Source organism: Veillonella montpellierensis (assembly GCF_947090115.1).
Taxonomy (GTDB): domain Bacteria; phylum Bacillota; class Negativicutes; order Veillonellales; family Veillonellaceae; genus Veillonella; species Veillonella montpellierensis.
On the sequence record NZ_CAMUMS010000001.1, the window covers coordinates 74,392 to 99,763 of the forward strand.

The following is a 25,372-nucleotide window of genomic DNA, read 5'->3' on the forward strand; positions in this document are numbered from 1 at the left end:
TAGGACATTTGTTATATCGGACGTATTATAGACGCTTGTTCTATATAGTAGTAGTAACAATATATTGAAATAGTAAGAACCATAGTTTATATAAATAGAATATGTGGTAATTAAAAAAAGAGGGATAGATATGAGGAAACCAAATGTTGCCATTTTAGGTGCTACCGGTGCTGTAGGGGCAGAATTTATTACATTAATTGAAGAACGCAAATTTCCATTTAATACATTAAAGTTATTAGCATCAGCTCGTTCAGCAGGGACTACACTTGTAGTTAATGGTAAAAAGTATATAGTAGAAGAGGCAAAACCAGAATCGTTTGAAGATATTGATATTGCTTTATTTGCAGGTGGATCCATTTCTAAATCTTTAGCACCAGAAGCAGTAAAGCGTGGTGCCATTGTTATCGATAATTCTAGTGCATTTCGTATGGACCCAGAAGTACCATTGGTAGTACCAGAAGTTAATCCAGAAGATATTGATAAGCATAAAGGAATTATTGCTAATCCTAATTGTTCTACGATTATTATGGCATTAGGGTTAAAGCCTTTGCATGATTTATCTCCTATTAAGCGTATTGTTGTTAGTACTTATCAAGCAGTATCTGGAGCGGGTAAAGAAGGGTTAGAAGAATTAGAAAAACAGGTAAGTGCATCTGTCCATCATGAGCCAGTAGTAGCGAATATATTGCCAACTACTTCTTGTCCTAAACATTATCCAATTGCGTTTAATGTGATTCCTCAAATTGATATATTTTTAGAAAATGACTATACAAAAGAAGAAATGAAAATGGTTTATGAAACACAAAAAATATTCCACGATGATACAATTCAAGTTGTACCAACTACTGTACGAGTTCCTGTGTACCGTTCTCATTCAGAATCTGTATTAGTCGAAACAGAATCATCTGTTAGTGTAGAGGATTTTAAAGCTGCTTGCCGTACATTCAAAGGTTTGCAGGTAAAAGATAATCCGATGGAACAGATATATCCTATGCCATTATATACATCTAATCAAAATGATTGTGAAATTGGACGTATTAGAAAAGATTTATATAATGAAAAAGGAATGAATTTTTGGATTGTAGGTGATCAAATCCGTAAAGGTGCCGCCTTAAATGCGTTGCAAATTGCAGAGTACCTTATTGAGAAACAAAGCTTTTAATAGATGAAGAGTCTATAGACTTAGGGAGGCTAAGGATGAAAACTTTTGGTCGTGTAATAACAGCTATGATTACACCGTTTTGTCAAGATGGAACAGTAGATTTTGAAGGAAGTGTACAGTTAGCCAATTATTTATTAGATCATGGATCAGATGGATTAGTAGTATGTGGTACAACTGGTGAAAGTCCTACAATTTCTGATGAAGATAAATTGCTATTATTTCAACGTATTGTAGAATCTTGTGGCAAGAAAGGTACTATTATTGCTAATACAGGCACTAATAGTACGCAACATAGTGTAGAATTTACGAAACGCGCTAGTGCTACTGGAGTAGATGCGCTTATGGCAGTTGTTCCATTTTATAATAAACCGAATCAAGAGGGGCAATATTTACATTTCAAAGCTATTGCAGAAGCTTCAAGTTTACCGATTATGATTTATAATGTACCAGGACGGGTAGGCACATCTATTACAGCTAATACGCTAGCACGTTTGCATAGAGAATATCCACATATATGTGCCATAAAAGAAGCTAGTGGTAATTTAAATCTTGCTTCTGAAATTAAATATTCTTTGCCAGATAGTTTTATGATGTATAGTGGTGATGATGGGTTAACATTACCTTTATTGTCTGTTGGTGCTTGTGGTGTTATTTCTGTTGTATCGCATATAGCAGCTACAAAGATGAGTAATATGATTCAAGCCTATGAAGAAAATAGAGGGCTAGATGCGGAACGCATTCATCGAGAACTAGTTCCTCTTTTTAAAGCCATGTTTATAACTACGAATCCAATTCCTATTAAATATGCGGTTCGAAAAATGGGATTACCAGCAGGTCCTTTTCACTTGCCTATGTGTGAACCTAATGACGCAGAAGCGGCCGTTATTGAATCTGCTTTAGAACCATATAAATGAGTAGTATGACACTGGATATAGTATATTAGATTGTATGTATGGTATAGAGTTTTATTATATAGAGACTATGCATTATGATTCTTTATAAAAAGCGCATTACAGAAAAATTTTATTAAGTTCTATAGTTATGAACAGATACTATTAAGTTACTTTTTAGGAATGAGTTTGGTATTCTACTGAACTCATTCCTTTTAATTTGAGATTATATAGTTAATCTTGTAATAATTAATATAACTCTCTAATTTATTGGTGAAATTTTAGTAAGTAATAAATTTTCTAACTATAGTGACTATGATTTGAATAAGTCAAAAAGTTAATCATTTTAGTATACAAATAATCTTTTGTAGGATACACTTTTCACAATGACGTATTTTATATTTTCTACATTCTATGTTGGTGGTGTCAGTCTTGATTTTTATGCAATATATAAAATTGGATATATAGTGCGATAAAACATATATATATTTTTTTTTTTTCGTAATTTTAATTTTTGAAAATTCTTTGTAGTTTTTGAAATTCTATTCAATACTCTTCTTAGTGATTCTGTCATTTTTGTTAGTAACATTACTAAAATTTATACCAGTGATAAAACCGTATACAGCAAGAAGAATAACTGGAAATTGTATATTATCAAAAATTTATATTTTTTAATAAGTACAATTTGCTTATAGTATGACCTATTTATATATCTTAGCAATGCTCGATCATAAATGAGTTGATTGGCTAACAGAAATTTAGAAATCATATTAAGCTAGGCAATTATTCTATGAATAAAATAATAAACAATCACCTACACGCATGTATTTTCATAAAATATATACGTGTAGGTGATTGTTATTTATGCAGATATTTATTATGTTAGTAGGTACATCTAGGTGTATCTATTAACATTGTTGCTTGTAATGCGTTGAAAATTATTTACTAATTTTGCGCGAATTATTATATAGAATCCCGAACTAAGCCTATTACGAGTCCTTCAATGACACAGTTTTGAGTAATAATAGGGGAGAAAGCATCGTTTTCTGGTTGTAGACGAATATGGTCACTTTCCTTAAAGAAACGTTTGACTGTTGCTTCATCATCAATTCTAGCGACTACAATATCTCCATTATTAGCAACATTTTGCTGTCGTATAATTAGCAAATCTCCTTCTAAAATACCAGCTTGAATCATCGATTCTCCTTGTACTTTTAATAAGAAACAATCAGAGTTACCTGTTAATCGAATCGGTAAGGTAATCATATCTTCTATGTTTTGTATAGCCGTAATAGGAGCACCAGCTTGTACAGTGCCAACTAATGGTATTTGACGAAGGTGAGATCCCATAAACTCAAATTCCTCAGATGTAGTACATTCGTTGGTTATGTTATTTACGGATGGTTGTGTTTTGGGCATATGCATTACAGAAATTGATCTATTTTTATTTTTATCGCGTTTAATATATCCAAAACGTTCTAAGGCATTTAGATGGGAATGGACTGTAGATGTAGAGCTTAATCCTATATATTCACAAATCTCTCGCACAGTAGGACAACGATATTCGTTTTGTAAGCAATTAGTTATATATTCTAAAATTTTTATTTGTTTTGAATTAATATCGGTAGCAGGGTGTCTCATGGAAATCCTTTCGTAATGGTATGGAGTGTGGAATAAATGCATCATAGAATATGGGGCGCTCATGTACTGTACCCAATATAGCTATATATACCTATTATATAGGTCATATGTTCGTATAGTCAATAAATATACTTAAAATAAATATATAGCATTACCACAGTATGAACGGTTATTTATGTAAATAAAAAAATTTTTATACCTTGGCAGGAGTTTAAAAAATAATCTCGAATTTATTGGTGCAACAGGTAAGACAGGTGTAAAAGAAAAAAGTTGCAGAAAGGAGGGCTTGTGTTTTACGTCGATTTAGAATTAGATAGCATCATAGAAGCAGCATTATTAGAAAAGGCTAGCGATATACACTTTGAATCAGTAGTCAATGGTGTATTAGTACAATTTAGAGTAGATGGGTTGTTAACACTTTATAAAAATATAGCAGCTGAATATGCAGAACAAGTTATTAATCGTATTAAAGTAGAAAGTGGACTTGATATAGGAGAAAAACGCATTCCGCAAGATGGTCGTTGGGATTGGAAGAAATCAGATAGATTTGTTCAAATGAGAATTTCTACCATGCCTACAATTTATGGTGAGTCGGTTGTATGTCGTTTGATGGGAGATGTGTGTAATTACAAATCATTAGAAGAATTAGGTATGGACGCAGAGTTAATCACTTATATAGATAAAATATTACAACGCCCATATGGTTTATTTCTAATTACAGGGCCTACTGGTTCTGGAAAAACTTCTACATTATATGCTTTATTACGGCGGCTTGAATTGAGTATGTATAAGTTAATTTGTTTAGAAGATCCAGTAGAGGCACATATTGAACATGCTAGACAAATTCAAATTAATGAAAAAGTAGGCGTTACATTTGCTACAGGTTTGCGAGCTGTGTTACGACAAGATCCAGATATTATTATGGTGGGGGAAATTCGTGATACAGAAACTGCGTCATTGGCCATTCAAGCAGCATTGACGGGACATAAAGTGTTTTCTACAATTCATACAAATTCATCAGAAGCAGTAGTGGAACGGTTGATTGATATGGGGGTTGCACCCTATTTGATTGAGGCTACTTTAATTGGTGCTATGGCTCAGCGATTAGTGAGAAAATACGTACCTACTATAGAAAGTTATCAGGGGCGAGTAGGTGTATATGAATTATTATCCATACCAAGTGATACGACACATTGGATACAGTCAATACCAGAACATTTAATTACATCATTAGCAGATAGTGCCAAAATTTTAGTTGAGCGAAAAGTGACAACACAAGAGGAGGTAAAAAGGCATGGAATCTTTATCTAGCCAGACCTCCACATTGATAGATGTTTTATCAAAAGCAATGGAAAAAGGTGCAACAGATATTCATATAGGAGAATTAGAATCCATTTATATGCGTATTGACAATGAATTACTTAAACAGGATGACATGCATGGGAGTTATCAAATTTTTTTAGATATTGCTAGTCAGTGTGGTATTAAGTTGATTGAAAAGCAATCCTATGATGCAGCCTTTACCTATAAGAATACTAGAATACGTGTTCATTTATATAGATCCAATGGGCATTGGAGTGCTACCTTGCGCATACTATATAATCGAACCATTGGATTTGAAAGAGATAGGCAAGCAGATTTATTTCGTTCCATATGCACTACAAAAGATGGACTTGTACTAATTACAGGACCGACTAGTTCAGGAAAAACATTTACTTTAGCATCTTGTGTGTCGTATATAAACGAACATATGAATCGTCACATAGTTACGTTGGAAGATCCTATTGAATATATATTTACTAATAAATGTTCATTGATTCATCAACGAGAGCTAGGCAAAGATATACAATCAATGTCGACGGGAGTTAGAGATGCACTACGAGAAGACCCTGATATTATTATGATAGGAGAATTACGTGATTCTTCAACCTTAGAGGCAGCACTGCACGCAGCAGAAACAGGACATCTAGTGTTTGCAACCATGCATACACAACGAGCCACTATGGCGATTCATAGAATGCTATCTATGTTTTCATCAGAGCAACAAGAAGAAATGCGACATCAACTATCACAGGTATTACGAGTTATTATTTGCCAACGATTATTTGTTTTTGACGGTAAATTTATTACTGCTCGTGATATTTTGATTAATACACCTGCTGTTGCAAATTTAATACGACAACGTAAAGAGCCACAAATTTGTTCTATTCAAGAAACGACTTATCCAATGCAGACAATGGAAATGGCAGTTAAGGAATTGCAAAAAACATGGGGAGCAAGATCTGAATTTACAGCATTATTAGGATATTGTTATGAAACTATATGAATATACATGTGTTGATACTTCAGATGCTTTTATAGAAGGTCATATGTGGGCAGAAAATCAACAAGAGGTAGCTATTAAGTTAAAAGAGCAAGAATATACAATTATATCTATTCATGGTGCTACTGCAAAATCACAAGAGACAAGATGGCGACGTAAGGATGTTATAGAATTTTCCTATCGTTTATCGCTGTTGTTGAAGGCTGGTATTCCGTTGAGAAGAATTATTGTATTGTTATGTGAGCAACATCCAGATAATATAAACTATATTCGATTATCAGAATCTATTCAAAGAGGTAAATCATTGGCTAGTGCATTATATGAGCAAGGATTTCCTTCAGTTGGTATAGCGGTATTAAAGGCTGGAGAAGCGTCTGGATCTCTAGATGATAGTCTTCTGTTGATTCGTAATTATTATGAACAAGAAAAGATTTATAAGGAAAAAATAATAGGTGCTTTAACATATCCATCATTTTTATTATGTTTAATGATTATTTTTATTGGTGTTGCTATTGTATTTATTTTACCTTCCTTTCAGCGTGTATTTCAAACTATGCATATGGATGTTCCTGCTATGACACAAGTTATTTTCACGGCAGGAAATATGATTCGTGAACATATAGTTAGAATTATACTACTTCATTGTTTAGGATTGATTATATTGGGAATATGGTATTACAAAGGGGGTGGAAAATTATACGTTCATAAATGGCTGTGGAAACAATCAAATCGCTATAATTGGCTAGCGTGCATCTATTATATAAATATTTTACAAGTTTGGTCGTTACTCATTCAGAGCGGTATTTCTCTTATTGAAACATTAGAACTATCGACTAAATTATGGAGAAATCAATATGCTAGAATATGTCACCAAGACATGATTAATGCTGTTAAGCATGGCAAACCATTAGGCCTAGCCATGAAGGATTGTTACGTAGGGACGCCTTTTATTCATGAACTCATTCAAATTGGGGAAGAAACTGGTGAAATGGTAGATATGTTATGTCATTGTAGTACTTATTATCAGGCACTATTAGAACAATATACTAAGAAAATGGAACGATTATTAGAACCTATTATGTTAAGTTGTATGGGAATTAGTGTAGGATTTTTAGTAATCACTATTTTATTACCTATGTTTGATGCTATTACATCTATGATGAAATAATATTAGGAGGTATATATGGGAGAATTTGAGAATGAAATCTTAAGATATAATAGACAACTGCGTTATTATCAAGAGGCTATACAGCGACAGATAAAAAATGGATTTACATTAGTTGAATTAATGGTTGTTGTTGCGATTATCGCTATTTTAGCAGCTATTGCTATGCCACAATTTATGACGGCCACAGACAAAGCTAGAACAGCAAAAGAAACAGCAGACATGCAAGTTATCAAAAATGCAACACAGTTGTATTTGCTAGATAAAAATGTAACAACACCTCCTACTGTAGAAACATTATATAAAGAGGGCTATTTAACAGAGCACGTAAAAGATACAAAAGATAAGGAATATACAATTAGTTTAGAAAATAAGAATGGGAATTCATTTAAGAGTATAGTTGTTACTAAACAAGAATAAAAATGATAAGGGCTGATGGTATGATATGGATTTATATTTGGACATATCTATGTATATGGTATGTTATCTATACCTTACAAGAATGGAATATTGTAACATGGAATGTATCTGTTATTAAACTACATAGTATTATTTCTTTGAATGCAGGCCTATTATTATGGATTTGTATGCAACACTTTCATCAGACAATAGACATTTTCTTAGTAGTTATTTTCTTAGGCGGGTTACTACTAGGTGCTACCATCGATCAGCAATATTATATATTGCCTGATATATATGCATGCTTATTAGCAATTAGTGGCTTATTATATCATTACATTCATGAAGCAGATATGATGTTATGTTGTGAAATATCATTGTTAGTTATGATAGCTACCTATATGCTTAGAAAAATAAGTCGTAATGGGTTGGGAACAGGTGATGTCAAGTGGTTTGGGGCTTTAGTTTGTTGGCAATCACCTATTGGCAGCCTATGTATGGTTATCAATTCTTTTTTATTAGGAAGCCTCTATCTCATATTTCTATATATTTCTAATAAAAAATGTGATTCATACATACCATTTGGCCCTTTTATCTGTCTTAGTAGTTGTATATCTTTTGTTATACCGCAAGAATGGTATGTGTGGATATGGCGATAGTATAGATACTATACATTATCACTAAAGAAAGAGATAAAAAGATGATACATAAGATACATCGATATAGTAGAGCTTCATATAATGGATTCGTTGGAGCAGAATGGATTATATCAATTACTATTTTATTACTAGTTGTATCTGTAGGGCAGGCAAGCTTACAACGATATACATCAAATCACTATGCACTACAATCATATGCAAGAGAATTAGCACTTTCTTTAAAAGAAGCACAATTAAATAATATGATGGGGCGCATAACTAATGAATCACTAAGAAGTGTATTAATAAAAACACATAGTTATGAACATCGTTCATCTTCAAAGGCAGTTCCTAATACCAGAGTCGAATTACCAAGTCATATAGTTATTATTGGTGGTACAGGAGAGGTATTTTTTAATGGTAATGGATTACCTGACCAATTAACTCGTATTATTTTAGAAGACACGATAACTAAAGAAAAAGTTCAAGTTATTATCGCTGTACAAACTGGACGTATTCGGTGTGATATGACTGGAGTTGGATGACTATAGTATATGCCTTATTGCTGTAAGTCAATTGATTTAATACGGCATACATTCTAGACGAATAGGAACAGTTTATTACTTTATGGTCATATTTTTTTATTTAAAATGTATTTCTCTAGATAATAAACATAATAATGTGAAAGATAATTATTATGATTAGTGGAAGGGGGATTTTATATTAAGTATAACCCAATAGATCATCCCTCAGGATTTATTATGAGTGACAGTATTATAGCAATATCAGTTATATGCATTGTATTGCCAATTATATATTTTTTATCTTATACCGTTATTTATGATATATATGAAGTCAAGTGTAAGGATACTTATTTGCAAGCAGCTATTTCTTATACAGAACGAGGGAAGATGTATTATAAAAATAATAAAAAACCTTTGTTGGATCGCGTTGAATATAGAGATTTTTATATTCAAGGAACTGTATCAACTGATATGGTAAATACAGTACGAGTTGTTAATTATCGAGTTGGTGTATATAAAAATGAACAAGAAGTATATGAATTATCGACTCTCTTGGGAACCATCTAATACAAAAGGATTTATATTGGCATCGACTATTATGGCCACTATTATTTCTTTTTTACTCATAGGCGTGATCTGCTTTTGTGCTTCTCACAGTATACAATATATCGAACAAGTACAATCCTCTTTAGAGACAATGGCAGACGGCAGATATACACGATTATTTATTGGTAATCGTATACGATTTTCTAATGAACCTTCTGTAGTTGATAGTGACTATTCAATGGTTTCTATTGGTAAAAAAGGATATTGGAGATTTAAAAAAGATGGCTGGATATTAGCTCGAGTTATGAGCAATGGTGTATTACAACCGATAAGTGGAACAGCTGTTGCGAATGAAGTCACTAATACGTATGTTACAAAGAATAATAATGAATTTGTGTTTTCTAAAAATAATGAAGGTATTCAGTTAAGCTGGCAGATTCAAAGAAAAAATCCATATGATGAAGCTGATTTATATATTATGGGGACGTATTCTGTAAAAGAAATTATTTTGCCAGATTATTACTGGTTTAGAAGTGTGTTAAATAGGAATGAATAGTTGTGTTGTATATGAAAATTATGGATAACATTCTATAGTGATATGATATAGCACATAGTAGATAGAACAATGAAAGAGGGACGTTCTATATATTCGATGTAAGATTTTATCCTGTTGTGTACTAATAGCATAAGGATTTGATTATAGGTGAAGCATAAATTAGAAAAAAATGGATTTATTTCTTATATGGTGTTATGTATTGCCATGGGGCTTATTCTAGTTTGGTCATTAACATATAGACAAGTGGTAGTGATGGAACAGACTGTACAAGAAGAATTAGTGTATACTAAAAATTTATACAAGGTAGATGGTGGTGTTACATGGTTTCTATTATACTGCAAAGATAATTGGCGCAAATTAAGGAGTTCTTATGTCTTAGAAAATAGTAGTCAATACAGACTTACGGTTCATCATATAGTAAATAAAAGAGATACTATATCGGCCATTGTTACTTGTGAAGATAAAAAATATCAACTGTCATCTCAAAAACGTATTGAACTAGGTATCGATAGGAATCGTCAATCTATTTTTATAGAGCAAATATATCCCTATTAAGGAGGAAATATATGAAAGGAAAATATGTAGGCATTTATATTGATGATAACATTATAACAGCCGTAATTATGCGCATTATAAAAGGTGTTTGTAGAATGGAAGATGCCATTACTATGTCTCGCTCTAAATCTAGCGGAGAGGACATCTCCTCGCTGATTCATAGATATTCGTTAGAAGAAGAAAAGATTGCTATTGTAGGGAAAACACAAGTGTATATTCATGGAGAATTCAGTAAATTACAAACAAAAGAAGAAGTACGTTCTATGCTTGAGTGGCATATTGATGAATATATACCTTGGGATAGAAACACTTATGAATTCGATTTTTTCTTGCGTACAATAGATGACAAACCATATGTATATATTGTTGCTGTCAATAAAAACGATACTAATGAATTGATTAGCGGTGTCACAAAAGGGGGAGGATACATTCGAATAGTTGATTATTATCCAGCTCCTTTAACGTATCTATATGAAAAAAGAACTGGATTGTTGTTAGGGATTATCAATGGGGAAACTAATACCATTCATTTTTTTGCATGGTGGAAAGGTGCCTGTGTTGCTGAATGTGAAGTGGCTATAGATGAAGAGGTGATCTGGAAACGGTTAGAAGAGATAGAAGATACATTAGCTATGTTTGAAGATACTACTATAGAAGGAGTACAGCTATATGGGAAAGAACAATTAGCTACTGAGAAAGCTATACTATGTGATAGTATTATAGAGCTTTATGGTTCGATAACGCCAGTAGATATCGAAATATCTGATAGAGCGTATGAGTTATATAAAACTGGAAATCTTGCATGGGAATGTGCAGCAGGACTCTGTATGAGAGGACTTTCTTATGTGAATATTACTCAATAATTTATGGAGATATAAGGATGATTAATTTATTGCCCATTGAAATATATTATAGAATACTAAGAAAACGGTACTATCCTTTTGTTCTCGGGAGCATGATTCTATCTATTTTCATTTTAATAATAGTAATAGGTGTAGGAATATATTCTTACTTGCAATATAATAATGCTCAAAAGGCTTATGACTTGTGTATTCATAGTGATACTTATTATGCACAACAAGAAAAAGAAACACGCTATCGAAATAGTTTACAAGCTTTATCTTCTGAGACAAATACAAACAAAGAAACGAGTCGCATTCCCTTATATATAGCAGATTCCATAGCAGAAGGAATTGTATTACAAGAAATTACATTTTCCGATACGGGAATTTTAATTACTGGCATAGCACAGAATAGTCAATATTATGAACGGTTCGTTCATAATATTAAATATAAAATCAAGGGAGTACAAGTGAATGGGAAGCAAAACCATACGAAGTCAACTGAAAGAATTACATTTTCATTACAGTGCGTATATGAGAGCAAATCACCTAAAAACGAAAAAAATTCTTAGTACTATTGTTATATATGTATTGCTAATAATTAGTGGCGTATATAGTATTTTCTATTTTCAGACTTTAAAGAATAAGATGATAGAATCCTATGAAAATATTACACAAGCTATGGCTATAAAAGAACTGGTACTTAATAGCAAAGATGCAAAGTTCATTGTTAATGCATTACGTCAAAAAGAAGATTATGAAGGTATATGTGGACGTGTTAGAGATATTATTGATACTAATCATGTACAAGTTGTGCGGATAGAGGATCATAAGGAATATATGGATGTCGAGATTATCGGTACATTGCGTGAGTATTTAGAACTGGTAGATGTACTTGAAAAAGAATTGATGATTGTCAGAGTGAAACCACAACAATTTACGTATAATCAAGGATATTTACATATTACATTTCATGTGGTCGTCGTATAATATAATCTAGTCAGTACAATTAGGATAATTTTATATGTATAGAGTTAGTCTCACATATGTACATAGTCACTGATAAAGTGTATAGAAGAGGTAGCTAGTGCCACTGTAAGAAAGATGAATTTTAGATAAGCTGGATATAGATACTATAAAAAGGTATGCACTATGAATAGCAATGAATGATGTATACCTTTTTGTAGTATATTTTATTGATAAAGTATAGTACAATAAGAAAATAAGATTATTAGAATATGATAAGGGAATGGATATGAAAGATGTGGTAAAAAGAAATATTGTACTTATCGGTTCTATGGGTAGTGGCAAAAGTCATTTTGGTAGAAATTTATCGGAAAAATTACATTGGCAATTTGTAGATACTGATAGAGTACTAGAAGCACGGTACGGGTTGCCTATTGCCGATATTTATCGAAAGTTGGGGGAAAAAGGTTTTCGTAAAGCAGAATCGGATATTTTAAAGCAAGTGTCTATCTATCATGAGGCCGTCATTTCTGTAGGTGGTAATTTTCCTATTGAAATGAAAACATTACGATTTTTAAAAAAATATTCTTATATTATTGGTATTAGAGCTGCGCAATATCGTATTGTGAGTCGAGTAAATCGCCGTATTGGTAAACGACCTACTATGAATTATGATGATGTATCAGGTTATGTTACGGCAATGCTTCATTGGTGGAAACCGGTATATAAAAAATGTGATTTTGTATTAGATACAACTAATGGGCACACAAAAGAACTTATAAGTGTAATTGAGGGCCAATTTCAAAAAAATAATATTTACTTTAAAAAAAGACATAATAATTCTAAGAAACTAGCAAGTAATATAATACAATCTGTTAATCGAGATAAGAGTCAAACGAGAGAAAAAAGACAAACTTGCCATAGCTATAAAGTAGCTCATTATCAACAAAAGACACGAGAAAAACACTTAAGAGGTAAAGAAAATTAGATAGTATTCATTTATAAGATACCAGAAGTTGTAGTGTAACTAACATGAAAGCACGTATGCTAGGTTAGCATTAGCTTTTCCCTATACTTGCCATCAGTCAAGATAATTAAGTGGGTATTTTTGATAATGTGCCACCAGTAATTTGTATTACAAATGAGTATTTTTATCTTTTGAACTCTAGTATTAATATAAGAATGTAACTTTTTCACTTGTTTTGTATAAGCATTGTAGCTATTATGTGCATCTGATAATGTATTACGGCATACATAAAGAATGGATAAAGGAGATAGTCTATGATTACCAATTTAGTGGATTACTTTGAAGATATTAGAAAGCGTAATACATTTGAGTGGACAAATGATGCATGGATTCATCAAGTATTACCAGGGCATTGTGAAATGTTTTTTCAAACACATATAGAAAGACATGCTAATTTACGAGGCGATTTACACGGTGGTGTATGTATTAGTTTTGCTGATAGTTTTATGGGGACAAGTTGTTTTACTTTAGGTAAAGCAGTTAGCACCTTAGAGATTAGTGGAAATTATTTAAAGTCAGTTAAGAGTGGTTCATTGCTCCGCGGAGTGGCTAATGTAGAACATAATGGAAAAACAACTATGGTTACTACTGGGCGTGTATATAATGAAGAAGGGGAATTAGTATTCATGTCTAAGGGTACATTTTTTGTGCTCGATGTAATTACATTACCTGATTTACCATGGCAAGTTATAGCAGAAGATAATCCAGATGAAGTATAAAGTATAGTATCTGGTTTTGACTTATAACCAGCACTCAATACGTCATTCAAAATAGTATAAATATAATGTCTGATTTTGACTTTTCTTGTGAAATTCAGTATAATTGATGTACTGTGAACTGATTGAATGATACTGTAATCAGTGTTTAATAGCATAATGAATTTGGCTATGATAAAATGAGCCTCTATAGTAAAAAAGATTTCAGAGAGCAAAATAGTGCTGAGAGTTTTGCATCTTTTTATAGAGTGCATTTCCTTTTGGAGCTATCAATTGAAAATATATAGTTATCACTATAGAATGATATATAAGTAGGTTGGTCGTTTTATTCTCGTTACGAATATTGAGTACTAATTAGGGTGGTACCGCGAGTTTAGACTTCGCCCCTTGCATGGGGTGAAGTCTATTTTTATAGGAGGATTCTAATGGAAGAGCAATTAAAAAGTATTAAAGAGTCTGCATTATCTGCGATTCATGGAGCAAGTAATAATCAAGAACTGCAAGATATACGTGTTAAGTTTCTGGGGAAAAAAGGAGAATTAACAGCACTATTAAAAGGACTAGGAAAATTATCTAAAGAAGAACGTCCTGCAGCAGGTGCTAAGGTGAATGAAGCTCGTGTAGTTTTAGAAGAAGCTATTAGTGCGTTGCAAGACAAATTTGATGCAGCGGAACTAAAAGAAAAATTAACGCGGGAACAAATTGATATTACACTACCAGGGCGTGCACCTCAAAAGGGTCATATGCATCCATTGACGATCGTTAATGAAATGATTGAAGAATTCTTTATGAAGATGGGATATACTGTAGAAGAAGGACCAGAAATAGAACAGGATTATTATAATTTTGAGTGTTTAAATTTACCAAAAGATCATCCAGCGAGAGATATGCAAGATTCGTTCTATATTACGGATAACTTTTTATTACGTACACATACATCACCTGTACAAGCACGGACTATGCAAGCTCATACATCGAATGCACCTATTCGTATGATTGCGCCAGGAAAAGTATATAGATGGGATTATGATGCTACTCATTCACCAGTATTTCATCAAGTTGAAGGATTGCTTATTGATAAAGATATTAAATTTTCTGACTTAAAAGGCACATTAGAGCTATTTTTGAAATATATGTTTGGAGAAAAGACTAAAATTCGGTTTCGCACAAGCTTTTTCCCATTCACTGAGCCAAGTGCTGAAGTAGATATATCTTGTGTTATGTGTGGTGGTGAAGGTTGTCGTGTATGCTCTCATACAGGATGGCTAGAAATTTTAGGATGCGGTATGGTGCATCCTAATGTATTGCGATTAAATGGCTATGATCCAGAAAAAGTTCAGGGGTTTGCCTTTGGAATGGGCGTAGAACGTATTGCTATGTTGTTATATGGTATTAATGATTTACGATTGTTTTTCGAGGATGATACACGTTTCTTAAAACAGTTCTAGGAGGTAGACACGATGAATGCAAGTTTAACTTGGATGAAAGAATATGTGCCAGTTAATTTAAAATGCCCTGCACAAGAATTGGCTGATACATTGACACAGGCAGGTATTCCTGTAGAAAATGTTATATCTGTCAATAAAGGAATTGAAAAGGTTTATACAGGACAAATTGTTGAAATTACAAAACATCCTGATGCAGATAAGTTGCAAATCTGTCAAATAAAATGTATAGATGAAAATGGAAATATTGAAATTAAGCAAATTGTTACGGGTGCTAAGAATGTAGAAGTAGGACAAATTGTACCAGTGGCATATCATAAGTCGCATCTTCCTAATGGTGTGGTTATAAAAAAAGGAAAATTACGTGGTATTGAGTCAAATGGTATGTTGTGCTCCACAAATGAATTGGGAATCTCTCCTGATTTAGTGTTACCAGAAGAATCCAATGGTATTTATATTTTGCCGCCAGATACTCCTATTGGGAAAGATATTAAAGATGTGATGATGTTAAATGACATCGTATATGAATTTGAATTAACTGCCAATCGTGCAGACTGTTTTTCTATGGTAGGTTTGAGTAGAGAAATTGCTGTCATGACAGGTGAAAAGGCAATCTTTCCTACGATTTCTGTCGTGGAAAATGGTGATCCTATTGATGGAAAAGTATCAGTTTCTATTGAAAATAAAGAATTATGTACTCGATTTATCAGTCGCTTAGTTACAGATATAAAAGTTGGACCATCTCCATTATGGATGCAAAATCGTTTGCGTAATAGTGGTATTCGCCCTATTAATAATGTAGTAGATGTTACTAACTATGTTATGCTCGAATTAGGACAACCTATGCATGCTTACGATTATGATTTTGTAAAAGGACATCACTTAATTGTTCGTAATGCACAAAAGGGAGAAGTTATTCAAACATTGGATGGAACAGACCGTAAACTTACAGAATCTATGTTAGTTATTTCTGATGAAGAACGTCCTATAGGTGTGGCTGGTGTCATGGGAGGATTTGATTCAGAAGTAACCAGCAATAGTAAGTCTATTATTTTTGAAGCCGCGGTATTTAATGGTCCTTCGATTCGACGTACATCACGTTCCTTAGGTATGCGTTCAGAAGCATCTGGACGGTTTGAACGAGGGGTTAATTCTTCTTATACAGAATTAGCTATTGATCGGGCATGCCAATTATTACAAGAAATTTGTTCATCTTGTAAAGTTGCTAGCGGTCGAATTGATGTAAATCTAAGTCCTGTTGAAACTCGCGTAGTAAACTTTACAGCTGAGGCGATTAATAATTATTTAGGTACAGATATTTCTGAATCTACTATGATTGATATTTTACAATCTTTATGCTTTACAGTTACTAAACAGGATAGTACTATTATAGCTACGATTCCATCCTGGCGTGCTGATGTGGCTATTATGCCAGATATCGCCGAAGAAATAGCACGTATTTTTAATTATGACAATATTAAACCGACTACTCCTTGGGCTGCATTGTCGAGTGGGTCTATGAGTCCTAAAAAAGAATTGACTAAGAAAGTAAATCATTATTTATCCTCTGTGGGAATGAGCCAAGTAATGACCTTCAGTTTTATGCATAAAGATAGTTTACATCATTTATTATTGCAAGAAGATGATCCTCGTTATACAGCCATACCTATTTTAAATCCTATTTCTGAAGAATTTCCATATATGCGTACAACACTAGTACCAGCTATGCTTGAATGTGCTACTCGCAATATGGCTCAACAAAATAAAAATCTATGGCTATTTGAAACCGGTAATGTTTATGAGCCTAAAGAATTACCTTTGAAAGAACTACCTCATGAACGACCTATGGCTTGTGGATTGATGATGGGGAAAGTAACGGAGCCACAATGGTGTGTTACACAACGGATGACAGATTTTTATGATATAAAAGGCGTTGTAGATGGATTATTAGCTGATATGGGTATCACTAACTATATCGTAAAACGTAGCTCACAAGCATATTTGCATCCTGGCGTTAGTGCCTCATACTATGTTAATGATGTAGAAATCGCTAGATTTGGTGAATTACACCCACAGGTAGCTAAGAATTTTGATATGGAAAGTAAGGCATATATATTTGAAATTGATTTAGAAGGCATTTTACAGATAGATATACCTACATTACGATATGAACCGTTTAGTAAATTCCCAGGTATTAGTCGTGATTTAGCGATTGTCGCGCCTATTACTAGTAGTAGTGAAGATATTTTGAAAATAATTCGTGAAAATGGTGGGGCTTATTTAGAAAAGGCGTATATTTTCGATGTATACGAAGGCGAGCACATTGAAGAAGGATTTCGTAGCTTAGCATATACACTACAATTTCGCTCTATGGAAGACACATTAAATGATAGTGATGTTGAAAGTACTATTGATACAATTATTGCGAAGTTGGCAGAAATTAACTGCAAATTACGTTAATGATAAAGGGGAGGGTTTGCATTTGTAAACCCTCTTTCTTTGTGGAGGAACTATGGAATTATTAGCCCCAGCGGGTACGATGGAAAATTTTATAGCTGCTCTTGAGGCTGGTGCAGATGCAATTTATTTAGGTGGAAAGCAGTTTAACGCCCGGTCTCATGCAGATAATTTTAATTCAGGAGATTTATCAGAAGCAGTTCGATTAGCACATCTATTGGGTGTACAGGTTCATGTGACAGTCAATATTTTAATTGGCGATAAAGAAATGGAAGGATTGTCTACTTATTTACAAGAACTTGAAAGGATTGGCGTTGATGCGATTATAGTGCAAGACATGGCGGTAGCAAAGTTGGCAAAACAAGTGGCACCGTCACTTCAATTGCATTGCAGCACACAATTGACAGCAACCAACTTGGCAACTGTTAAATTTTATGAAGCTATGGGATTTAGTCGTGTTGTTTTATCTCGTGAGTTAAGTTTAGAAGATATTCGCATTATTTGTGAAGGTGCTAAGGCAGAAATTGAAGTATTTATTCATGGAGCACTGTGCGTGTGTTATTCTGGACAATGTTTGATGAGTAGTTTTATAGGTGGACGTAGTGGTAATCGTGGTTCTTGTGCACAACCATGCCGATTACCCTATGAACTAGTCAATGAATCTGGTCAATGCGTAACGCCAAAACATACACCATACCTACTTAGTCCTAAAGATTTAAATTATAGTGAACATATAGAAGAATTAATTCAAATGGGAGTCGCCTCGTTTAAGATCGAAGGGCGTATGAAACAGGCTGAATATGTTCATAAAGTAGTAGGGGCGTATCGACATATCATAGATGCAGCAGGATGTGTGACTAATGAGGATAAATATGCACTACAGTCTGCATTTAATCGTGGCTTTTCAACAGCCTATTTAGATGGATGTGTAGGTAAAGATATGATTACCGCAGTAGCACCGAATCATCGAGGAAAATTAATAGGCCATAGTACGGTACATAAGGGGAGGCTTAACCTTCATTTAGATGAACCTATTGAAAAGGGTACTGTGTTAAAAATTATTAATGAGTCTGGTCATATAGGGCATTACAAATTAACGGATGCGTGGCAAAAAATTGATGAGTTGCGGTATACAATTGTACCTGATGACAAACCTATAGCTGGTAAGATATATACAGTATCACTACCAAAATCACGAAAAAAAAGAGGACTTAGTGAGTTTTCTAGAAAATATCCTATATATGGGTATTTACAAATTACAGATGATAATCGTACATCCTTAACGTATGTATTAGAAGATGGTGTATCTGTTGAAGTAGTTCACGAATTTTCTCCAGCGATAGCTACACATAGACCGACATCATTAGAACAAGTACAATCGTATTTAGGACGTTTGGGCAATACTGTATTTCAATTAGCCTCTATTTCTATTCCTGAAGGCGATTATATGTGGCCTGCTAGTGTGCTAAATGAGTTAAGAAGACAGGCAGTTGTAAAACTTGAGGAAAGTTTGTTGCTACGGCATGAGGAGAAAAGACTAGGTCATAAGGAAAGAAGAAACGTTTATGATTATGAGAATAATATGTATCCACTATGGAAGACTGTAGAAAAACCAATTTTATGGCATAAAAAAAGTCCTATTATTAGTGTGCGATGTGATGAAATTGAACAGGTTAAAGCTGCTATTGCGGGAGGGGCTAAAAAAATACTATTTGGTGGAGAAAGATTATATCGTAGACCTTATGAAGATAGTATATATCAATATATAGTTGAGTATTGTCATGACCATGATGCCATCATTGTAATGGGCACACCAAGGGTCGTTAAAGAAAATGAAATACCGATGATATGTCATACGTTAGCTAATATTATTGCTAGTCAACCAGATGCGATTAGCTTTCATTCTCCGGGTATATTAATATTATTACAGAGCTTGAAATATACAGGCCCTATTGAAGCGGATACAGGATTAAATATTTTTAATAGAGAAGCCGCTTCATTTTATGAAGCGATTGGTGTTACAGCCATAACGCCGTCCGTAGAAATGACATTACAACAAATTACAAGTCTAGTAGATTATGTTCAAATACCTATTGAAACGATTGTTCATGGGCGTATAGAAATGATGATTTCTGAATATTGTGTCATTGGTAGTTTTTTAGGGGCAAGTAGTAAGAAAACATGCATGCAACCTTGTTTACATGGGAGGTATTATTTAAAAGATAGAAAAGGTGAATTATTTCCTGTATATACAGATCCATATTGTCGTATGCATATCATGAACGGACATGTATTAGATATGCGTGCGTATATACCAGAATTAATAAAACGAGGCATTTCTATTTTACGAATTGAAGGACGACAAGAAACAGGGGATAATTTATTATCCATTGTGCAATCATATGTGGATATTGTAGAAGGACGAAAACTTCCTCCTAAGAAAGATCTGTTAGATACGAAAAGTACAAGAGGACATTATTTTAGAGGAATTTTTGAAGGTAATTAAAGGCGGTGACAACCTATTGTGTTTAGTGAAGATATATTAGATTTTTCTCACATTAAACAAGCATTACAAGCACATTGTAGTTCTACCTTAGCTAAAGAGTATGCATTACATATAAAGGCAATGCAAAATAAAGATAAAATTCAAGAAGCATTAAATGAAACGGTAGAGGCTATTCAATCATTACAAAGTGAAATCGAGCAACCCTTAGGCGGCACTAGGGACATTCGTGAAGCTTGTAAAAAAAGTAAAAAAGATATTGTATTAAGTAAAGAGATGTTCCGAGATATCTTTGTTAGTATTCTTGCGTATAAACGGGTACATAGATTTTTTAAAGCTAACTATATAAAATATCCGTTGTTAGCACTGTGGATTCAAGAGATGCCTAACTTTGATAGATTAGAAGGAAAATTAAGAAGGACTTTTGATGATAAAGGAGAATTACTTGATACAGCCTCTCCTAAATTATCACAAGTGCGTGCTAGTATTAAACATACTAAAGAACGTATAAAGCATGAGCTGCAAAATATATTACAGAATAAAGAGAATCAAAAATACTTTCAAGAGCTATTGGTAACACAGAGAAATAACCGCTATGTTGTTCCTGTTAAATCAGAATATCGTCATATGGTAGAAGGTTTAGTCCATGACCGATCAGCAACGGGATCTACCTTATATATTGAACCAATGCGGCTGGTGGAATTAAATAATGATTTACAAGAAGCTCTACTAAATGAAGAACAAGAAATATTGCGTATTTATACGGAGTTATCTGGCTATGTAAAATCTGATAGCCATTCTTTATTGGATACATGTGAAAGAATTGGCCATATCGAATTTGTTTATGGGAAAGCTTCGTTAGCTATATCGATGAAAGCTACGCCTGCTATTTTAAGTGATCAAAATGAAATAAAATTATTGCGAGCAAGACATCCGTTGATTGAACCGCAACAAGTAGTACCCATTGATATTATTTTGGGTAAAACGTATCATATATTATTAATTACTGGCTCGAACACAGGCGGTAAAACGGTAGCCCTAAAAACATTAGGACTCTTAAGCTTAATGAACCAATGTGGATTATGTATTCCTGCAGAGACTGGCTCTATACTTCCTGTTTTTCAAAATATATATGCCGATATTGGAGACGAACAGAGTATCGTGGCGAGTCTGAGTACTTTTTCAGCACATATGCGACATATCAAAAAAATTCTGAGTCACATTACTTGTAGAGATTTAGTATTACTTGATGAAGTTGGATCGGGAACTGACCCAGAAGAGGGGAGTTCTTTAGCACTAGCTATCATTGAGTATCTTCGTATGCGTAATGTACTTACCATGGTGAGTACACATTATAATGAATTGAAACATTATGCTTATGAAACATCAGGTGTAGAGAATGGACATGTAGAATTTGATGAACGTACACTACGCCCTACATATCGGCTGCATATTGGAGTAGCAGGGAGTAGTCATGCTTTGAGTATTGCTGCTCGGCTAGGACTTCCTCAGGAAATTATTGCAAATGCTAAAGAAACTAAAAATAGTTTTGCTACCAGTAATATGGATGCTATATTATCTCAATTAAATGAAGAGTTACGGAAAACAAAAGAAAAAGAGAGAGCTTTAAAAAAAGAACTAGAGGAAACACGGCGACTACGATCACAGGTGGAACGAGAAAAACAGTCCATACATGAAAAGAAAAAAATAATTTTAACTAAGGCGCAAAAAGAAGCAGAATCTTTGAAACGATCTATTCGTATAGAAAGTGAACGAATTATTAAAGAACTGAAAAGTCAATTTTCTGAAACAGATAAACAAAAACGCCAAGATGTTATCACCGCAGCTCGTAAGAGTGTTTCAAAAGTCCAAGTGCCCCTAGAAAATAGTGATGATGAAAGACAGTTGTTACCTATTGATCAAGTTATAGTAGGTCATATGGTGTATGTAAAATCGTTAAATGCATTGGGAACGATTCTATCTATACAGGGGAAAAGAGCTACAGTAGATGTGAATGGCTTAACAGCAACAGTAAAAGTAATGGATTTATATGCTATGACAGATGAAGAATCTAAGAAACTAGCAAGAAATCAGAATGTAGGCATGATAAAACAGGGAAGAAAGAGAAGTAATGCCGCTATATTACGTCAACAACAAGCTAAAACGGAAATCAATTTATTAGGGTGCACCGTTGATGAAGGCGTAGTAAAAGTGGGGCAATTTATTGATCAAGCTTTATTAGCTGGTATTGGGTCAGTTCGTATCATTCATGGTAAAGGAACTGGTGCTTTGCGAGAAGGCATTCATAATTATTTACGCACATTACCTCAAGTTTCTCACTTTGAAATTGCTGGATATGATGAAGGTGGAGCGGGAGCTACTAATGTGGTCTTAAAATAGTTTTATGCCATAAAATAACAATGATGCATAGTCTGTATAAGTGGTGCAATCATAGAATGATTAGTAAAAGAAGAATAAGAAAAGCTCGTATGACAATTGTCATACGAGCTTTTCTTATATATCTCTAGCGTAGTGATAGTCTATGCAGTGGAGTAACAATCATCACTCACTATAGGGAAGATCATCGAATTTGTTCTACAAAATCACTTAACGTATATATGATGACGTTCAAGTCGCATTATACAATCAAGGAAGGTGAATTTTTGTTTAGAAAAATATGATGATTATTCTTTCGAAGGTGTTGATTCTTTAGGCTTTGCTGTATCTGATTGCATAGGCGTATTGGAAGACTTTTCATTAGTATCGTTAGCAGTTTCTGCATCATCTTTTTTATCTTTGTCTGTTTTTGACTTCTTTTTAGCGTCTTTTGCAGGCGGTGTATACAGCCCTTCGTTGACAATAGAACGGGCTCCCGATGGAACTATAAAATCAGAAGCAGGTATATTTTCTAAGGCAACAGTCATGAATTCTTTCCAAATTTGAGCAGGTACAGTACCACCAGTAGTCCCATTCAAGGTTTCTACACCATAGTCGTCACCCATCCACACGGCCGTTACCATATCTGGTGTGTATCCAACAAACCATGCATCTTTAGAGTCATCCGTTGTCCCTGTTTTACCAGCCATAGGACGACCAATATAAGCACCGCCACCAGTACCACCTTTAATAACAGATTCTAGCATATTAGTAATAATGGCTGCATCTTTTTCCTCTACTACACGTTTTTCATCAACTGTATACTCTTCTAAGACTTGGCCATTTCGATCAATGATTTTAGTAATAGCAATAGGTTTAACTTTTACACCACCATTTGCTAACGTACCATATGCTGTAGCCATATCAATAGGGGATACACCATGTGTTAATCCACCAAGTGCTGATGCTAAGTTATTATCACTTTTTTTATCTAATGTGCTAATTCCCATTTCTTCAGCTAATTTTAACACTTTACTCATGCCTACTTCATCAGCTAGTTTTACAGCGGGCACATTAATAGAGTGTTGTAAGGCGTAGCGCAATGTTACTTTGCCTGAAAAGGTTTTTTCATAGTTTTGAGGTTTCCAACCATTAAAGTCAACAGGTGAATCTTCTATGAATGATCCCGGTGTTTTTCCTTGTTGAATGGCTGCTAAATATACAAATGGTTTAAAGGCAGAACCAGGCTGGCGTTCTGCTTGTGTTGCACGATTAAATGAGTCATTGCCACGACCACCTACCATAGCTACGATATAACCATTATGAGGATTGATAGCAATTAAAGCACCTTGTGGTTGGGATAAGCCATTTTTATCTGTGTAGAAGGTAGGAAGCTCATTCATAGCATCTACCGCTGCATTTTGTGCATCCATATCGATTGTTGTATATACTTTTAAGCCTTCTTTATAAATGGCATCATCACCATATTTTTGTGCTATTTGAGCAATTACGTAATCAATAAAATACGATGCATTTGACTTAGCATGAGCAGGTTCTGTCTTTTCTCGTAATTCTAAATCAGCTTCTTTTGCTTCTTCTGCAGAAGCACTATCAAGATAATCGTATTTTACTAATTGTCCTAATACAGTAGCTTGACGTTTTTTACAAGCTTCTAAATCATTAAATGGAGAATAGGCATTTGGACTTTGTGGCAGTCCTGCAAGGACTGCGCATTGTGCTAATGATAAATCTTGTACGTCTTTCCCAAAATAGACATGAGAGGCAGCTTGCACACCATATGCACCTTGACCAAAATAAATTTGATTCATATACATTTCTAAGATTTCTGATTTTGTATAGTGTTGCTCTAAGCGTAGAGCTAGTAATGCTTCTTGCAGTTTGCGTTTTAATGTTCTGTCTTGTGTTAAGAATGCGTTACGTGCCAACTGTTGAGTAATTGTACTACCACCTTCAGCAACACCACTATGGGCAATATTAACCCACACTGCTCGAAGTATGCCAATAGGATCTATGCCATGATGACTATAAAAACGAGCATCTTCGGTAGCAACAAAAGCATTTTGTAGATTTTTCGGCACATTCGCTAATTTAACGGGTAATCGATTTTCTGTAGAATGTATAGTAGTAATTAAATTGCCATGTACATCATAGATTTGTGAAGAAGCGGCCGGTTGTACAGAAGCTACATCAGGCAAGCTTTGCATAGTGGCACTAATAAAACCACAACCAGCACCGGCAATAATTAATATAAATAAGATAGAGAATATCCATATAAATCGCTTAATAGGGGACTTCTTTTTCTTAGAAATTGGTAATTTTTTTGTTACACGTCGTCGAGATTGGGGCGACGAGTTTCTTATAGCCATACGACACCTCTTTGTGTACAAATCAGTAATATATAATAGAAATTAGTTATATTATAGCACATTTTTAAAATTCATTTCTGATGAATGATAAACTGACATACATAGGGTTATTTTATTTAATAGATTCTTTTTTGTATGTAGCATGATGTATTCATTTCAGCAAGTCAATATGCTATTGGATAAGATAAGAATCATGGGTATTAGTCATGATTTTACGTTTCTATCTAGGTATAAGAGATTATATTCTATATAGT

22 protein-coding genes are annotated in these 25,372 nt (G+C 33.8%); 20 read left to right on the forward strand and 2 right to left on the reverse strand.

Going from position 1 to position 25,372, the window contains the following annotated elements:
• The first annotated feature begins 130 nt into the window (after nucleotides 1-130).
• Both P6940_RS00365 and dapA read left to right on the forward strand, forming a co-directional pair.
• Nucleotides 131-1,162, forward strand: coding sequence for an aspartate-semialdehyde dehydrogenase (locus P6940_RS00365; protein WP_277292857.1), 1,032 nt, complete (start codon nucleotides 131-133; stop codon nucleotides 1,160-1,162).
• Between the two features lie 35 nt (nucleotides 1,163-1,197).
• Complete coding sequence (gene dapA / locus P6940_RS00370) at nucleotides 1,198-2,076, forward strand: 4-hydroxy-tetrahydrodipicolinate synthase (RefSeq protein WP_277292858.1); 879 nt, start codon at nucleotides 1,198-1,200, stop codon at nucleotides 2,074-2,076.
• A gap of 939 nt (nucleotides 2,077-3,015) precedes the next feature.
• On the opposite strand, the gene lexA is transcribed toward dapA, so the two are convergent.
• Entirely contained in the window at nucleotides 3,016-3,693 is a 678-nt protein-coding gene (gene lexA / locus P6940_RS00375; RefSeq protein ID WP_277292859.1) for a transcriptional repressor LexA, read from the reverse strand.
• 288 nt (nucleotides 3,694-3,981) lie between these two features.
• On the opposite strand from lexA, the gene P6940_RS00380 reads away from it, so the two are divergent.
• The 18 genes from P6940_RS00380 (at nucleotide 3,982) to P6940_RS00465 (ending at nucleotide 22,755) form a co-directional block, all read left to right on the forward strand.
• On the forward strand, nucleotides 3,982-5,004 hold the full coding sequence (locus tag P6940_RS00380) for a GspE/PulE family protein (RefSeq protein WP_277292860.1): 1,023 nt from the start codon (nucleotides 3,982-3,984) through the stop codon (nucleotides 5,002-5,004).
• Nucleotides 4,988-6,019 (forward strand): type IV pilus twitching motility protein PilT, encoded by a 1,032-nt coding sequence (locus P6940_RS00385; protein ID WP_277292861.1) that lies wholly within the window; start codon nucleotides 4,988-4,990, stop codon nucleotides 6,017-6,019. Before P6940_RS00380 ends, P6940_RS00385 begins: the two co-directional genes overlap by 17 nt.
• Nucleotides 6,006-7,184 (forward strand): type II secretion system F family protein, encoded by a 1,179-nt coding sequence (locus P6940_RS00390; RefSeq protein ID WP_277292862.1) that lies wholly within the window; start codon nucleotides 6,006-6,008, stop codon nucleotides 7,182-7,184. The genes P6940_RS00385 and P6940_RS00390 overlap by 14 nt, the downstream gene beginning before the upstream one ends.
• Nucleotides 7,185-7,199: 15 nt before the next feature.
• Nucleotides 7,200-7,601, forward strand: coding sequence for a prepilin-type N-terminal cleavage/methylation domain-containing protein (locus P6940_RS00395; RefSeq protein ID WP_038113396.1), 402 nt, complete (start codon nucleotides 7,200-7,202; stop codon nucleotides 7,599-7,601).
• Between the two features lie 20 nt (nucleotides 7,602-7,621).
• Entirely contained in the window at nucleotides 7,622-8,239 is a 618-nt protein-coding gene (locus P6940_RS00400; protein ID WP_162138907.1) for a prepilin peptidase, read from the forward strand.
• A 41-nt stretch (nucleotides 8,240-8,280) separates the two neighbouring features.
• Nucleotides 8,281-8,763 (forward strand): hypothetical protein, encoded by a 483-nt coding sequence (locus P6940_RS00405; protein ID WP_028257283.1) that lies wholly within the window; start codon nucleotides 8,281-8,283, stop codon nucleotides 8,761-8,763.
• Between the two features lie 216 nt (nucleotides 8,764-8,979).
• Nucleotides 8,980-9,309 carry a hypothetical protein gene (locus tag P6940_RS00410; protein ID WP_028257282.1) on the forward strand — a complete coding sequence of 110 codons (330 nt, stop codon included), beginning with the start codon at nucleotides 8,980-8,982 and terminating at the stop codon, nucleotides 9,307-9,309.
• Nucleotides 9,278-9,844 carry a hypothetical protein gene (locus P6940_RS00415; RefSeq protein WP_277292863.1) on the forward strand — a complete coding sequence of 189 codons (567 nt, stop codon included), beginning with the start codon at nucleotides 9,278-9,280 and terminating at the stop codon, nucleotides 9,842-9,844. Before P6940_RS00410 ends, P6940_RS00415 begins: the two co-directional genes overlap by 32 nt.
• Nucleotides 9,845-9,991: 147 nt before the next feature.
• Nucleotides 9,992-10,399, forward strand: a complete 408-nt coding sequence (locus P6940_RS00420; RefSeq protein WP_028257280.1) for a hypothetical protein — start codon at nucleotides 9,992-9,994, stop codon at nucleotides 10,397-10,399.
• Between the two features lie 11 nt (nucleotides 10,400-10,410).
• The gene (locus tag P6940_RS00425; RefSeq protein WP_028257279.1) at nucleotides 10,411-11,262 is read left to right on the forward strand and encodes a hypothetical protein; all 852 of its coding nucleotides are present in this window, start codon (nucleotides 10,411-10,413) and stop codon (nucleotides 11,260-11,262) included.
• A gap of 149 nt (nucleotides 11,263-11,411) precedes the next feature.
• Nucleotides 11,412-11,813: a hypothetical protein gene (locus P6940_RS00430; RefSeq protein WP_156004865.1), complete on the forward strand. Its 402-nt coding sequence runs from the start codon at nucleotides 11,412-11,414 to the stop codon at nucleotides 11,811-11,813.
• A gap of 76 nt (nucleotides 11,814-11,889) precedes the next feature.
• Nucleotides 11,890-12,231 (forward strand): hypothetical protein, encoded by a 342-nt coding sequence (locus tag P6940_RS00435; RefSeq protein ID WP_277292864.1) that lies wholly within the window; start codon nucleotides 11,890-11,892, stop codon nucleotides 12,229-12,231.
• Between the two features lie 265 nt (nucleotides 12,232-12,496).
• Nucleotides 12,497-13,195 (forward strand): shikimate kinase, encoded by a 699-nt coding sequence (locus P6940_RS00440; RefSeq protein WP_277292866.1) that lies wholly within the window; start codon nucleotides 12,497-12,499, stop codon nucleotides 13,193-13,195.
• A 293-nt stretch (nucleotides 13,196-13,488) separates the two neighbouring features.
• A complete protein-coding gene (locus tag P6940_RS00445) occupies nucleotides 13,489-13,953 on the forward strand; it encodes a PaaI family thioesterase (RefSeq protein WP_028257276.1) in 465 nt (154 codons plus the stop codon).
• Nucleotides 13,954-14,375: 422 nt separating this feature from the next.
• Nucleotides 14,376-15,398, forward strand: a complete 1,023-nt coding sequence (gene pheS, locus P6940_RS00450; protein ID WP_028257275.1) for a phenylalanine--tRNA ligase subunit alpha — start codon at nucleotides 14,376-14,378, stop codon at nucleotides 15,396-15,398.
• Nucleotides 15,399-15,410: 12 nt separating this feature from the next.
• Nucleotides 15,411-17,855 carry a phenylalanine--tRNA ligase subunit beta gene (gene pheT / locus P6940_RS00455; protein WP_277292868.1) on the forward strand — a complete coding sequence of 815 codons (2,445 nt, stop codon included), beginning with the start codon at nucleotides 15,411-15,413 and terminating at the stop codon, nucleotides 17,853-17,855.
• 52 nt (nucleotides 17,856-17,907) lie between these two features.
• Nucleotides 17,908-20,358 carry a DUF3656 domain-containing U32 family peptidase gene (locus P6940_RS00460; RefSeq protein WP_277292869.1) on the forward strand — a complete coding sequence of 817 codons (2,451 nt, stop codon included), beginning with the start codon at nucleotides 17,908-17,910 and terminating at the stop codon, nucleotides 20,356-20,358.
• 18 nt (nucleotides 20,359-20,376) lie between these two features.
• On the forward strand, nucleotides 20,377-22,755 hold the full coding sequence (locus P6940_RS00465; protein ID WP_277292870.1) for an endonuclease MutS2: 2,379 nt from the start codon (nucleotides 20,377-20,379) through the stop codon (nucleotides 22,753-22,755).
• A 284-nt stretch (nucleotides 22,756-23,039) separates the two neighbouring features.
• On the opposite strand, the gene P6940_RS00470 is transcribed toward P6940_RS00465, so the two are convergent.
• Nucleotides 23,040-25,118, reverse strand: a complete 2,079-nt coding sequence (locus P6940_RS00470; protein WP_028257271.1) for a transglycosylase domain-containing protein — start codon at nucleotides 25,116-25,118, stop codon at nucleotides 23,040-23,042.
• Between the last annotated feature and the right edge of the window lie 254 nt (nucleotides 25,119-25,372).